Here is a 14,913-nt window from a genome sequence, read left to right on the forward strand (position 1 = left end):
TGTAAAAAAGCACATCTTATTTCCTAATTTCTGCCTCTAATATGGCTAACCCATAATTGTGTCCAATTTGCAAAATAATTCCGGTTGCCGCATTTCGAATTGTCAGATATGCTTATAAAACAAGAACACTTGTTCCATACTGTAAATAAACTGTTAATTATCGATGTTCAAATGAAAATAATTGCTTCTTAACATAAGAGCTTAGCATCACGAATAAGGAGAGAAGTCTTATGCCTCGCCAAGACAGACGTGTCATCATGCTGGCAGACTGCCAGTCATTCTATGCCAGTGTGGAGAAGTCTGCACATCCCGAATACAAGGACCGCCCCCTCGTAGTCGCGGGAGATCCGGCGCGCCGTTCGGGTATTATTCTTGCGGCCTGTCCACTCGCCAAGTCCTATGGAATTACGACAGCAGAACGACTGGGCGAAGCCCTCGCCAAATGTCCAGATGTTGTTGTTGTTCGCCCCCGGATGGCCGAGTACATTCGGGTATCCCTTCATATTACGCGTATCCTTCAGTCTTACACCGATCTGGTGGAACCCTATAGTATTGATGAACAGTTTCTCGATGTCACCGGAAGCCTGGATCTGTTCGGCAGTCCCGAGACGATTGCGCGCAGCATTCAATCGAGGGTGATGGATGAGACGGGTGTATACATTCGGATCGGCATCAGTGATACCAAAGTCGTTAGCAAGATGGCCTGCGATCTGTATGCCAAAAAAGTCCCCGGAGGCATCTGCACGCTGCCTCGCAAAGATCTGCCGTCCACCATCTGGCAGAAGCCTGTACGAGACATGTTCATGGTTGGTTCCCGCATGGCGCAGCATCTCTACAAGATGGGCATTCATACCATTGGTGATCTGGCCCAGACCCCACTGTCCCGACTAAGAGAACGTTGGGGGGTGAATGGCGAGGTACTGTGGCGTATCGCTCGCGGTATTGACGATTCCCCGGTCAAACCCGGGACCTATGCTCATCAGCAACAGGGGATCGGACATCAAATGACGCTGCCCCAGGACTATGACTCCTGGGAAGATATCAAAGTGGTACTGCTTGAACTAGCGGAGCTCGTCAGTCGACGTTCCCGGGACAAATCACTCATGGGCCATGTGGTCTCGGTTGGATGTCGCGGACAGGATTATGATCGGCCAACCGGTTTCTCCCGCCAGATGAAGGTGAATGAACCCACCAACATTACGGATGAAGTATACGATGCGGCAGCAGCTCTGTTCCTGCGCCATTGGGACGGATTACCCATCCGCCGCATCAGCGTGTCACTGACCGGACTAGTGCCTGATTCCGAAGTACAGCTGTCCTGGTTCGATGATCGTGAACGTAAAAGAGAATTGGAACGTGCCACGGATGATATCAAGCGCAGGTACGGAGAAACCGCCATTATGCGGGCATCCTCCCTCTGCTCGTCCGCGCAAGCCCATGAACGTTCTCATAAAATTGGAGGTCATTATAAATGAGTAAAAAATTGCAGCAAAACGGTATCTTCGAGTCCTCACGTATGATGCTCCCCGAACACCGGGAAGCTTACATTCTTCATCAGGAACAACTTGCTCCTCGTACCCGCCCATCCCTGGATGCCCAGGCCGCGGAAGAAATGTCCCGTTTGCTCAGTAACTCGATGATGCTTGGAGATAGGGTCACCATTACCGTGTTTCACGAACATGACGATATCCGTTACACGGGGCAAGTGCTTCGAATGGACCGTCCGGCCCGTACCCTCCGATTGCTGATAGAAGATGGGTCCCGGGATATTCAGATGAACCTCATTACAGATGTGTCCCTAGCCGATGACTGAAGGGAGATATACCCACCCCGATGTTGTGGATATTCCATGATAGATGCAGCATAGCCATTGCCATGCAGGACTGTCTTCCTACACTTCCAGGTGAATACCAAAAGCAGCCGACGAGACATATCCAGACCATTCACTTCGTTCTAAAGAAGCAAAATATCAGATATGTGATTCATCGGCTACATATAAGGGTAAAGCTTTTTTTTCTGAAAAACTTCTTAGAAAAAGCTCCAGTCAAATTCCTTTGACAGACGCTCCAGCAGATGCACACCGGCAATACTGTTGCCTTTGCGATTCAGAGCCGGGCCAACAAGACCTATGCCGAATTGTCCCGGTACAAGGGTCAATATCCCTCCGGATACTCCACTTTTGGCGGGCAAACCAACCTCGATGGCAAATTCGCCTGATGCATTATACATACCACAGGTGGTCATGAAGGTTTTGGCAATCTGAACATAGCGACGAGGGATGAGTTCTTCTCCCGTAATTGGATCTGTTCCATTATAGGCCAGAACGAGTGACATTCGAGACAGATCTGCACACGTCACTTCAATGGAGCAATGACGGAAATACACGGCAAGCACGTCTTCAACGTCATCCTTAATGACCCCGTTGTGCTTCAAAAAGTAGCCAAGTGAACGATTCATATGACCGCTCTCCGATTCGGACTGGAATACCTCTTCGTTATAGCCCAGCTGATCATTATTCGCCAGTTTGCGGAAAAACTCCAGAATGCGGCGTGATTTCTCTTCCTTACAGTCTCCTCCAACAAGCGAGGACACCGTAATCGCACCCGCATTGATTAATGGATTAAACGGAATACCGGGTTCGACTAGTTCAAGCTTGATCATCGAATCGTAATCGTCGCCTGTGGGTTCTTTTCCTACATTAAAGAAGACTGCTTCTTCACCATGGTCCATTAAGGCCAGAATAAGGGTAAATACTTTGGAGATACTTTGCATTGTAAATGGGACACCGCAATCCCCTGCCGACACATAGTTCCCTTCGGCGTCCATGATATGTATACCAAGCTCATCCTGAGAGGCTTTGACAAGCTCCGGGATATAAGAAGCCACCTTACCCTGCCCGGTGTGCAAACGACTGGTCTCCAGCCACTCCGGCAGCAATGCATTCAGACGTTCCATGGTTGAATTGCTCATATGTCATCTCCTCCACATCTCTATATAAGCATCTTGCATGAAATGTACATGGGTGAACCCATGCACCATGGTGATAATGAGTTCCAGCCATCTCATGCAAAATGCCCTATATTATCTGATTACCCTCAAAATAGTTCCTTTACCGCTTCATTTGAAGATTTAACTCCAAAATCTCACCGGGAAGACCATCGTAATCACCTGTCCAGGTGGATACAAAGTTCTGTCTGGTCAAGATCCGGCGAGAAGCAGCGTTACCCGGATCGATAACTGCATAGAGTGATCCAATCCCTGCGGCTTGTGCCTGAATAATCAACCGTGACGCAATGGATGTGCCTTGACCTTTGCCCCAATGTTCAGGTAGGATCATGTAACCTATCTCAGCCTTGGTCGGGTCCTCCTGATCCGGAATCAATTTGGCATACGCCACACCGGCACCATCTTCACTATATACTCGGTAATGTCCGCAAGTGGAACGCTCATTAAACTCCAGCATGGACTCAAATTGCGTTCTCGCCTCTTGCTCCGGTATTGCACGTTCTGTAATCTGTTTCATTACTTCCATATTGGAAACCAATGCATAATAATCATCAAAATCAGGTTGTGTGTATTTAATGAACTTCATGATGTGCCTCCTCTGGGGTACATAACTTATCTTGGTCTTGTTGAATTCACCTAGAGTATAACAGATGCGAATGATGGAATGCACACAAGGCAACACGCTTGCAGGCAGCCAGATGATCCGATAGGCCAACTAAGTCAGCAATCTGAACACTGTAGATACCAAAAAGCGGCCTCAACTGGAGACCGCTTTGTTTACTTTGTTTTTTAATTTGCTTTTTAAGATGAAGAAATATCCTCAGTTCCGTACTTCCAGTGCATGTTGTTAGCTTGCCCTTGATGAAGGGTTAAGGTTCATCTGTTTTTCACGTTGACGTGCACGACGACCTTCACCTGGAGGGGTAATGATCAGTGCGAGCAACAGCGAGACAGCGCAGAGTACAGCAATCACGATGAAGGTCAGATGGAATCCGCCCAGCAGGGCGCTGATGAATGATCCAGCCAAAGCACCAAATCCAAATCCCTGATAGATCACACCATAGTTTTTGCTCTGATTTTTCAGTCCGAAGTAATCGGCCACAATCGCCGGGAATACCGTAATGTTACCGCCGAAGCAAAATGCAACGGCCGCCACACAGGCGAAGAAGATCCCGAAGGTCAGTGGAACCAGACTAAGTGTCATGACAGCTACGGCTGTAACCAGCAGCGCACCAGCGATGACTTTCATTCGTCCTACTTTATCCGACAGCGCACCGAGAATAATACGTCCTGCCGTGTTAAAGATTGCAACCATGGCCACTGCGTTCGCAGCGGTAGCTACATCAAGTCCAGCGAGTTGTACACCGATATCTTTGACAATACCGATCAGATACAAACCGCTCATACACGCCGTGAAGAAAATAACAAACAGCATGTACGCTTCTTTTGTACGCAGCATCTCTTTCACCGTGTAATCATGACGTGCTACGACTTGTTTGGATCCTTCCTTGCTTGCCGGAGCCTGTTCACGAACAACCGCTTCGCGGATCAGGAATGAACCCGCAACGACCAGAACAAGGACAATAATGCCCCAATACATAAATGCCTGAGCAGGACCAACGGCACCAATCAATGCCGTGTTCACATATTTGAACAATAAACTACCGGTACCAAAGGCGCCGACCGAGATCCCCGAGATTAGACCTTTACGCTCCGGGAACCATTTGATCAGATTAGACAGCGACGTAATATACGCTGTACCATCTGCAAAACCAACGACAAATCCAGCCAAAATGTACAGCAATGTTAGCGAAGTGACTTGGGAACTCAGAATCAGACCCAGTCCAAGCACAACCCCGGCTACACGGATCAGACGCTGAAGACCCCAACGTTCCTGCAACCGGCCTGCAAACAATGTGGCAAAAGCCAAAGCAAAACTGGTAATTGAAAAAGTTATCGCGACCGAGCTGACGTCCCATCCGAAACGATCAGACAACGGTTGATTAAATAAACTCCAAGTATAGATGGTTCCAAGACCCATTTGTACAATGATGGTCCCCAATACAATAAGCCAGCGGTTCATTTTTGTAGGTGCAGAAGTTGATTCAGGTGTTGATGAAACGGATGAAATTGTTGCTTTCATCGTGATCTCCCCTTTGCCGATGTCATATACATGAATGCGTTCACAAGCTAATCATACATGAAAGGGGATTCATCACACCGTTTTGAGCATGAGTTGCATCAGATGCGGAATGAAATGCTTCTAGATGCGCATGAGTTGCCTGAATTCTTTGACCTTCCCACGACTCACGGGCACTTCAGCTTCCAAATCGCGCAGACGGAGCAGATACGTATTGTTGAACCAAGGTACAATTTCACGGATTTGCGACAGATTTACGACGTACGAACGGTGGCAGCGAAAGAACGTATCCTGTGGCAGACGGCTGTGAAAATCCGATATGCTCACTGGCATGGTGAACTCCCCATTTTTGGTATATACTTTCGTCACTTTCTCTTGTGCTTCCGCATAGTAGATATCTGCCGTATCCGTAACAATAATATTGTCATTCCGCAGCAAATTAATTCTTCTGTCTGTATGGGAATTCGTATCTCGTTCTCGTAACAGATCTCCCTGTGCAGCAGATCCGTCCGCCGTAGGGGCTGGTCCATCCTCAACATGTTGCTCCACCGGCGCATGATCACGCTTGAAAGCCATCTCCAGCTTATGGAGCATCGCAGCAATTCGTTTCTCGTCATACGGCTTGAGAATATAATCAAACGCCTCCAACTCAAAGGCTTCCGCTGCATGTTCCTTATACGCCGTCGTAAATACAATGTAGGGTTTCGTTGCAAACTTTCCAATATGATGGGCCAGCATCATACCGTCCAGCGAGGGAATATTGATATCGAGAAAAATAACATCAACTTCTTGTTCTTGCAAAAACTTCAGTACATCCAGCCCATCTTCAAGGCGATCCACCACTTCAATCTGACTATGTTCCTGGATTAAATAATTCAATTCTTCACTTGCCAAAATCTCATCTTCCACAATAAGAGCTCTCATTGATCCATCATCACCTTGTTACGACATCTCCTTTGGGCACATCAAATAAAATATCGGTTCCTTGTTCCAGCCGTGTAATGGTTACACCTTGTCCGTAGATGAGCTTGACCCGGCGATGCACATTGTATAGCCCGATCTGGTTACCAGGCATACGGTCATGGTAAACACGTTCAATGATATCTGCACTGATCCCTGCTCCTGTATCACTGACACTGATTCGCACAAACTCCGGATAATCCTGTACCCGAATTCGAACAGTCCCGGGTCCTTTGACCTTGAGAATGCCATGAATAATTGCATTTTCGACGAGCGGCTGGATAACGAGACTCGGAATATGCACCGCGACCTCATCAATGTCATAGATCACGTTAAGTCGGCTTCCAAAACGAGCTTTCTCAATCTCTACATAATTACGGACCTGCTCCAGTTCCTTATGAATATCGATTAACTCATCCGACAGCTCCAGATTGTAGCGCATGTACCCGGATAGGTTCACAATCAGCTCCCGGGCACGATCCGGTTTGGTTCGGATGGACGAAGCAATCGCATTTAGCGCATTAAACAGAAAATGAGGGTGAATGGTTGTCTGTAACGCACGCAGTTCTGCTTTGTTGGCAGCAGCCTTGATCTCTTCTACCCGCGATACTTCCATCTGGGTTGAGATGATCTGCGATAAACCTACAGCCATCGTTTGTAATGGATACGTAATTTTGTACGCTTTGCGATAATAGATTTTCAGCGCACCTGTAATATCTCCTCGTTCTTTGAGCGGAATGATTAACAGCGAGTGGATATCGGGTGTTTTTTCATCAATCACATCATTACTGATCGTAATCTCCCCGCTAGATATCGTCTTCTTGGTCATCTCACTTATAATTTCATTACCGATATGATATCGTTCCTCGCCAAATCCTACATAAGCCAGTACATTCCGGGTATCCGTAATTGCAACCGCGTCAGCCTGAATATCCTCCTGAATAATCCGGCAGATCTTGCGCAGAGAGTCCTCATCAATCGAACGGAAATACGGTAAGGTTTTGTTTGCAATCTCCAGTGCCAGCTTCGCCTGACGAGCTGCAATCATTTCCTTTTCCCCTTCAACACTTTGCACCAAGAGCACAATCAGCCCAATGTTGACTTCACCCAGAATCATAGGCAGCGCAATCTTCGAAACAATATCGGCACCCAGTGGATCAGGATAGGAAAATAACAGGATTAATAACATCGTCAGCGCTTCACAGATCATTCCAGCACCAATACCGATGATCCATCGCTTGGGCTTGGGCGTGTACTTATGTATATATCCAGAGACCAGACCTGCCAGGATACTCGTGATCAGACACGGTATAGCTGTGACTCCATCCATATCAATCAGATACCGATGCACCCCGGAGACAATACCCGTAATAATACCCACAGGCGCTCCGAACAAAATACCACCCGATAACACGGCGATGATCCGCACATTCACCAGTGAACCTTCAACATTAATGCCCGTATATGTCCCGAAAATGGCAAAAGCACAGAATAACAAGGTAACCGCAATAGACTCCTGCCACCTTAATTTCCCCTTTTGCAGAATCTGCCTAAACCTTGGCACCCTCGACAGAAAGAATAAAAATATAATCAACAGCGCCGCCCGTTCAAATAAACCTAGCAGCATCGTAAACATTTCCAATCCTACTTCCTCCACATCTGTCTGAAATAAAATGCATATCGACACAGCCACGCCTTTTGACTTAAAATCCAGGACATTAATCCATAGGCTCGTATGCAACAGTTTACCGCTCCCCCCGGAGGAAAGCAAAGTCCATCCTGTGAAAATACATCAACTATATTGCACCAAGCACACCATAGTTCGTCCCTTAACTTCTATGGAAATGTCCGACTCCAGAAAAACCTATGTTATAATAAGTTGTCATATTATTCCAATCGTTCCCGATCGCTCATCGGCGATTGTCCTGCGAATAATCTTAAGCATCTCAACTCTGACACTCATCGTTCAAGTCTACATACTTAAAGGAAACCCATATAACTTTATTTTAATATTCGTATTTATCGCTTCATTAATAGCCACTCGTTCTTTTAACGGTACGAACAAAAACAGATAAATAAAAACAATAGGCATGGCTGGCTCTAAGTTTAATTCTGGAACTAATCCAAAAAGGCCAACCAGACGTACCTGGTTGACCTCAAGTCCAAAATTCATGAAAAATTTCGCCTGATAAAATAACTTGGTGTGCAGCTCCAAGCATGGCAATAACTGTTGACCAAATTGCTACCATAAGGAGAATACGTTTTGTCGTCCGGGTTGTAGAGCTCCCAGAAGGTGTCCGCTCCATCCTTCAGCATACCGCCCCAATACCTTCGGATCTGCTCCAGTGCCTTCTCCTCTTCCCCGCACATAAGCAATGCATCAACATAATGATGAACCATGTACGGCGTGGTCATGCCAATAGCTTCTTCGTTACTCATTAACCGATCAAGTAATTGCCGGGCCGCTGGAGCATCCATGATCTCAGCCAGTACCATCCATACTTGCGATGCCCAGGATACCTGTCTTTTTTCACCACTGACGAAAAAGCCCTGCTCACCATCCCACAGATGTGCGAGGGCTGCTTGCTCAGCGTCTTTGATGTGTGCGTTAATCCATTCCTCATAATCCGGCAGCTCTAGTTCTTTGGCAATCGACCTTCCCCTTTTCATACTATAGATGAGAACTGCCTGAGCACCGGCCTGTTTATTTAATTCTTCATGCCAGTCTAGAAAACAATACCATGTATCGTCATCCCTTACGATGCCCCGCTCATCAAGTCGTTTAAGCCCAATCTCAATCTGTTCTCGAGCCACCGGCCAAAGTTCTTCCAACGTTTCCCTGTCCTTCGTAGCTTCAAAATAGTCCCATAATGTCGCAATAAAGAACAACGCATAGTCATATAGGTAAATGTCGTCCACGTACGGTTCCGGTTGTTCGTACAAACAGGCTCCTACTTGGCCTCCCTCCAATCTTGTTCCGGCAAAGAGATAGAGACAGCGCTTGACGAGATCATTACAGCCGAATGTTTCATAATTGACGAGGGCCTGAAGGCGAAGATCTCCGATCCATAAACGTCGATCGCGCTTCGGTCCATCTTCGAATACCGTCTGCATGCAATCCCGGAGTGTCTTCACGGACAAGCGATCTATTTCCAGCAGCTCCGTGTCGATACCTTCAGGCAATTGAGGTACTGCCCCTGTGTCTGCTGAAGTCACCGTCAAGCAATATATATCGTTAATTCGAATATCGTAACGGATCGAAGTTTCTACCACCTCGATTTTCAGATACCGAAAGGCATACCGACGGTCCAGTGTTAGCGTGCCAGGTAACACGTCCACATTCACGATCTCATCTTGAAGCCATGAACGGCTAAGCCAACCCGAATATTCTGCAAAATCATCACCGACCTCACAGGGCATTTCTCCAAATGTGAGCTTCAACCTGAGAGGTGCATCTGCATTACTGCGCTCGTTAAGAAGCGACAAGGTCAGATAACCGACGAGATGCTCCCCGAAATCCAGCGTAACACGGTCTCCCTTGCACAACACTTGATCAGATAGTTGTTCTGCTAAGCCGAGTGGTTCGATACGCCATCCCTGAAAAGCTGACGCATCCGGAACTGCGCTCACGATATGTTCCGGATAGACCTTTTGCTGGCGAAGCTCCGGCATCAGACCCTGCGCTTTTTCCAGCCAGGCTGTGTTTATCACTTTTTCACTCATTGCAGTGCCCTCCTTATCCTTTGACCGCCCCAACGGTCATACCACCGATAAAATATTTTTGCAGGAACAGAAACGCCAGCAGCAACGGTAGCGCGCACAGAAAGCACGCTGCAAACAGGACATTCCACTGCGTGGGATTTTGCTGATCGCCCAAAAATCCAAGCATGGCCAGCGGTAACGGTGAATCTCCTGCGCTGGAAATAAAGATCATATTGAAGAAATAATCGTTCCAGATCCAGACACCTTGTGTAATAATGACCGATACCGTTACCGGAATGAGTAAGGGGAACACGACGGTCCAGAACCGTTGGAATAATCCCGCCCCGTCGATGTGCGCCGCTTCTTCTACCTCCTCAGGCACACCGCTTCGAATGAAGCCCGTGTACAGGAAAGTTGAAAACGGCAGACTGCACGTAATGAACATGAAAATAGGCGTATATTGATTCGTTGGGATATGAAGCGCATTAATCATTTGCACGATCGGTATCAATACCATTTGCGCAGGTACCACAAGTCCGGACAAAAAAAACAAATACATGAACTTACTTAGCTTTGTCTTCAAACGGGCCATCGGGTAGGACGCCATTGCCGCAAACAGGACAACGAACACGACCGATACGCCGGTTAACACCACGCTGTTCCATAGCGCTTCCGGAAAGTGCATGCGGTCGAAGGCAGCCTTGTAACTTGCAAAGGACATCTCCCGGAACAGGACCAGCGGATTTGTGTTGTTGCTTGGATCTCGGAGTGATGTCGAAAAGGCAATAATTAACGGAATCAGGTTTAACGCCATCACCAACAGCACAACGACCTGAACGGATCCTTTCCCCAAAACTTTACGAAGCGTCATGCCGACACCTCCCGTTTGTTCATTTTCAGGACAAAAACAGCGGTAATGACGATAATCACGGCAAAGGAAATAACGCCTAGAGCCGAAGCTTTACCAAAGAGCTGTTCGGTAAATGCCATCTTGTAGATGGTATAAATCAGCGTGTTGGTAGCCGTGCCGGGACCGCCATTCGTCATGATAAACGGGAAGTCGAACGCTTTGAGTCCATTGATCAAACTTAACGTCACGTTGATTGTAATCGCTGTTGCCAGTAATGGAATCTTCACATGTCGCAGCAATCTCCATGAGCCGCAGCCATCAATCCGTCCGGCTTCCAAAAGGTCACTCGGAACAGTCTGTAGTCCTGCAAGGAAGATAATCATTGTCGTTCCGATCGTCTTCCAGATTTCCACGAAGATAATAGAATACAGCGCGGTTGAGTAATCACCCAGGAAATTCAGTTCATTTGCGATACCCAGTTTATCGAGAAAGGAAGAAATCAGCCCGTAATCCGGCATATAGACGTAGCTCCACAAAAAGCCGACGACAATCGCACTGAACAATGTGGGAATATACGCCAGGGAACGGTAAATCCCGGTTCCTCTTATTTTCATGTTCAACAGCAAAGCCATTGCCAAACCGATGATATTGCCAGCTATGACGGTGACAAACGTATAGATCAGTGTATTTTTTAAAGAAATGCCCAGGATGTCGCTCCGGAACAATTCCTTATAGTTGTCGAAACCGATATAGTTATAGGCTTGGGCGTACCCGTTATAGTCCGTTATACTGTACTGGAACAACCGCAGGATCGGGAAGATCCAGAAGGTCAGGTAGAAGATCAATGCCGGCAAAGCAAACCAGTACATGGACTTTTTCATTACAGTAGAGCTCATCCTGCTCCATCCTTTCCAAGGGGCCTGCGGCAAGGGAAGAAGGACAGTCATTCTCCCCTTTACAGCAGACAGCATCGTTTTGTTCTAGTTTTTCCACAGCTCTCTAAACTTGGTTTCCATGGCGTTTGCCACATCTTCTGGTGTTGTTTTCTGTCCAGCAATAATCTCGGCAAACTTTGCTTGCATGACGTCCGATACTCCTGCTGGCCACATCTGGTTGCTGAAGTAGATGGAATTTCCAGTTTGTTGATAATTGTCATTCACTTCCTTGAACAATTCATTTTCAAGTTCTACGTCCTTATAGACGCTGATGGAACTGTTGGCTTCCACAAATGCTTTGAACAGATCGGATTCACCATCAAACAGGTAGTTCAGTACTTCCTTGGCTGCATCCAGGTTTGCCGATTTGGCGTTCAAAGCGTATCCGGCAGATGTTGCAGCAGATACAAACACCGGCTGTTCCGGCTCGTTACCTGGCAATGAAGCGAATCCGCGAGTAAAATCTGTAGCGCCTTTGGACGTCATGGAGGCATAATCCCATGTTCCCGTAAAGGTCATGGCTGCTTTCCCGTCGATAAACAACTGTGCAGATTGGGCACTGCCAATACCAAGCGAGTTTTTGACAACGTAGTTGTTATCATAGAGCTCTTTGTATTTCGATATCGTTTGAACCCACTTTGGATCAGTCAGCGATTTTTCGCCGTTCTGCAGTTTGACATCAAAATCCAGCTCATTCGGATACACGACATTGGCCGCAATCGGATACATACCGAATTGGATCATCCAAGGGTCCTTGTCACCCATCGCAATTGGTGTTACGCCCGCTGCCTGCAACTTTTGGCATAAGTCCAGAAACGAAGGCCAATCCTTCGGAAACTCGGAATATCCCGCTTGTTGTAACAACTCCTTATTGTAGTAAACGCCCAAGAAGTCCAACCCTTCGGCCACCCCGTAAGGTTTACCCTCATAGGACATATCTTCCTTCGCTCCTTGGCTGATGTTGTCCCAGAACTTCAGATCTGACAGATCTGCAGCGAAACCAGCCTTTGCAAAATCAATGACACCGCCAGCCGCATTCTTCGGGAAAATCCAGAAAATGTCCGGTCCCTGTCCAGCCGCAAGCTTGGTTCGAACAGATGTATTGTATTGATCATCAGGCAACTTTTGTACTTCCAAGTTAATGTTCGGGAACTTCTCTTTGACTAGACGCGGCAAGGTCTCCAGCTCAAAATCCTCTCCCTCGGATGCCTTGTTTCCCGAAAGCATCATCGTCAACGTAATTGGCTTTCCTGACTCATCTGAACTCCCGTTATTGGTATCCGTACCGCTCCCCTCCTGGCTACTGGAGCTACATGCGCTCAGAAACATCATGAGCAGTACCAAAGTTAGGGACCACAGTCGTTTTCTTTTTTTCATCTTGTCATTCCCCCAATTCATGTTTATTCTTGCTTTGTGCACATTCTCATCATACGGTGGGCAAAAGTGCATTTGCTTTGGCTCGTATGGTGCACTATTTTTAGAATTGACAAATGGCGGGAGGAGCACGTATGATTCTGTTCAACATCAAAACTAAACTTTTTCTGGTCCTCGTCCTCGTATCAATCGTGCCAATTATCGTTGTTTCTGTCAGTTCCTATCGCAGTTACACGAAGCTGGTGAATGAGCAGACCTCTCTCGTGACGTCGACAACTATAGGCAATTCGGTCAAGAGCATGGAGGAAATTTTGCAGAACATCGACCGGATCTCTGTCACACTCCTTCAGCAGTCTTCCAATGCAACCGCTTACAGCACTGTGAGTGATGAACTAATCAAGTTGAACGGTACCAACGATCAATATGAAATCTTCATGATTCGCAGCAAATTGAAATTGATCTTTGAAAACATTCTGCTTGGTTACAATTACATCAATGGTTTGTACCTTTTCACACCTGATGGCAAATGGATAAGCTATGGCAGTAGCGGCACAGACCTACGCCTCGATTATGTCGCACTTCGCGATGAGTGGTATCTGGATACGATCCAGCGCAAAGGCGATTTGTATATTGGTGAAGTTGGCGTCAAACCTTACATCATTAACGCCAAGGAATCCATTGGCTTTTCCAGAGCCCTCTACGATCCCAACAACAACGAGTTCCTAGGCGTGTTTATGCTGGATTGCAGTATGAACATTTTTGACGGTCTAAAACGTAATCCGGCACCAAGCTTGTCCAATCTATATCTGGCGAACGACGCTGGCGAGATCCTGTACTCCAGCGACGGAAGTAGAGTTGGCACTCCTCTCTCCGATACTCTGGCTGCGGCAACGCATCAAGTCGGCAACAGTTCACAGTACAAATCAATCCAAGATAACATGATGACGGTAATCCAGAAAGTTCCCGGCCGCAATTGGAACGTGATTGCCAACATCTCTATGGATCGGCTGTATGAGGAGTACAACATCTCACAAAAGTTGCTGTTATACGTGGCCGTAAGCTGTGCCGTCATTTTCCTTCTACTTTCCTTTTTCTTGTCCAACCTGATCACCAAACCCATCATCGAATTGACCAAACTGATGCGCAAAACCAAATCTCATCGTTTTGTGACCATCAAGCCTCAAGTAACAAGGCAAGTCGACGAGATTGGAATCCTTTACCATGAGTTCAACAAAATGATGAAAGACATCGATACGCATATCCGAGAAAGTTACCAGAATAAAATCCTCATGCTGGACTCCCAGATGAAGGCATTGGAAGCACAGATCAACTCCCATTTCCTCTACAATACGCTGGAGTCGATTAATAGCATTGCCGAGATCGAAGAAGTTGAGAGTATTGTGGTGATGACCAAGTCACTCGGGGACATGTTCCGCTACAGCATCAAAACGGACAGCGAGCTGGTCGTGGTCAGCGAAGAACTTCAGCATGTAGAAAACTACATGGCCATCCAGCAGATTCGGTATGGTGACAAGTTCGCGTTCAACCTGAATGTGGACCCGGAAATTCGGAGTCGTCGCATGCTGAAACTTCTGTTGCAACCACTCGTGGAAAATGCCATCTATCACGGGTTGGAGAACAAACGTGGGAAGGGTACCGTTACCATTACCGGGTTGTTTCAGGGGGACAGCATCGTGTTCGAGATCTGGGACGATGGCGTGGGCATGTCCTCAACACAAGCGGAAGAACTTCGACAATTGCTCCAGCAGCCACCTGAATTCGTCGCCGTTGGTCAAAGGCATAAACAAAGCATCGGCATCAAAAACGTGCATTCACGAATTGCTTTGTATTACGGAGAGGGTTACGGCCTTTCGTTTCATACCGATTTGAATACAGGAACTCGAATTACACTCGAAATTCCGGCCAATTGGGAAAAGAGGTGACCA

Annotated in this window: 13 protein-coding genes; 3 read left to right on the forward strand and 10 right to left on the reverse strand. The window is 47.1% G+C overall.

What is annotated here, in order from left to right; all coding sequences use genetic code 11:
- The first annotated feature begins 230 nt into the window (after window positions 1-230).
- Window positions 231-1,475 carry a DNA polymerase IV gene (locus V6668_RS20240; RefSeq protein ID WP_338706531.1) on the forward strand — a complete coding sequence of 415 codons (1,245 nt, stop codon included), beginning with the start codon at window positions 231-233 and terminating at the stop codon, window positions 1,473-1,475.
- The gene (locus V6668_RS20245) at window positions 1,472-1,813 is read left to right on the forward strand and encodes a YolD-like family protein (RefSeq protein WP_338706532.1); all 342 of its coding nucleotides are present in this window, start codon (window positions 1,472-1,474) and stop codon (window positions 1,811-1,813) included. The genes V6668_RS20240 and V6668_RS20245 overlap by 4 nt, the downstream gene beginning before the upstream one ends.
- Before the next feature lie 215 nt (window positions 1,814-2,028).
- Here the strand turns inward: V6668_RS20245 and glsA are convergent, their stop codons facing one another.
- The 10 genes from glsA to V6668_RS20295 form a co-directional block, all read right to left on the reverse strand.
- Window positions 2,029-2,970, reverse strand: coding sequence for a glutaminase A (gene glsA / locus V6668_RS20250; RefSeq protein ID WP_036614565.1), 942 nt, complete (start codon window positions 2,968-2,970; stop codon window positions 2,029-2,031).
- Window positions 2,971-3,109: 139 nt separating this feature from the next.
- Entirely contained in the window at window positions 3,110-3,592 is a 483-nt protein-coding gene (locus tag V6668_RS20255) for a GNAT family N-acetyltransferase (protein ID WP_047843670.1), read from the reverse strand.
- Window positions 3,593-3,853: 261 nt separating this feature from the next.
- On the reverse strand, window positions 3,854-5,089 hold the full coding sequence (locus V6668_RS20260) for an L-lactate MFS transporter (protein ID WP_036675050.1): 1,236 nt from the start codon (window positions 5,087-5,089) through the stop codon (window positions 3,854-3,856).
- Between the two features lie 180 nt (window positions 5,090-5,269).
- On the reverse strand, window positions 5,270-6,070 hold the full coding sequence (locus V6668_RS20265; RefSeq protein ID WP_338706533.1) for a LytTR family DNA-binding domain-containing protein: 801 nt from the start codon (window positions 6,068-6,070) through the stop codon (window positions 5,270-5,272).
- A gap of 10 nt (window positions 6,071-6,080) precedes the next feature.
- On the reverse strand, window positions 6,081-7,733 hold the full coding sequence (locus tag V6668_RS20270) for a sensor histidine kinase (protein WP_036614944.1): 1,653 nt from the start codon (window positions 7,731-7,733) through the stop codon (window positions 6,081-6,083).
- Between the two features lie 345 nt (window positions 7,734-8,078).
- The gene (locus V6668_RS20275) at window positions 8,079-8,279 is read right to left on the reverse strand and encodes a hypothetical protein (protein ID WP_338706534.1); all 201 of its coding nucleotides are present in this window, start codon (window positions 8,277-8,279) and stop codon (window positions 8,079-8,081) included.
- Entirely contained in the window at window positions 8,276-9,829 is a 1,554-nt protein-coding gene (locus V6668_RS20280; RefSeq protein WP_338706535.1) for a sugar hydrolase, read from the reverse strand. The genes V6668_RS20275 and V6668_RS20280 overlap by 4 nt, the downstream gene beginning before the upstream one ends.
- A 13-nt stretch (window positions 9,830-9,842) precedes the next feature.
- Window positions 9,843-10,679: a carbohydrate ABC transporter permease gene (locus V6668_RS20285; protein ID WP_017687468.1), complete on the reverse strand. Its 837-nt coding sequence runs from the start codon at window positions 10,677-10,679 to the stop codon at window positions 9,843-9,845.
- Complete coding sequence (locus tag V6668_RS20290; RefSeq protein ID WP_036614579.1) at window positions 10,676-11,554, reverse strand: carbohydrate ABC transporter permease; 879 nt, start codon at window positions 11,552-11,554, stop codon at window positions 10,676-10,678. Before V6668_RS20290 ends, V6668_RS20285 begins: the two co-directional genes overlap by 4 nt.
- Before the next feature lie 84 nt (window positions 11,555-11,638).
- Window positions 11,639-12,970, reverse strand: a complete 1,332-nt coding sequence (locus tag V6668_RS20295; RefSeq protein ID WP_076250897.1) for an ABC transporter substrate-binding protein — start codon at window positions 12,968-12,970, stop codon at window positions 11,639-11,641.
- 131 nt (window positions 12,971-13,101) lie between these two features.
- On the opposite strand from V6668_RS20295, the gene V6668_RS20300 reads away from it, so the two are divergent.
- On the forward strand, window positions 13,102-14,910 hold the full coding sequence (locus tag V6668_RS20300) for a sensor histidine kinase (protein ID WP_338706536.1): 1,809 nt from the start codon (window positions 13,102-13,104) through the stop codon (window positions 14,908-14,910).
- The last annotated feature ends 3 nt before the right edge of the window (window positions 14,911-14,913 follow it).

Origin of the sequence: Paenibacillus amylolyticus (genome assembly GCF_036894225.1) — a bacterium.
Lineage (GTDB): Bacteria > Bacillota > Bacilli > Paenibacillales > Paenibacillaceae > Paenibacillus > Paenibacillus amylolyticus.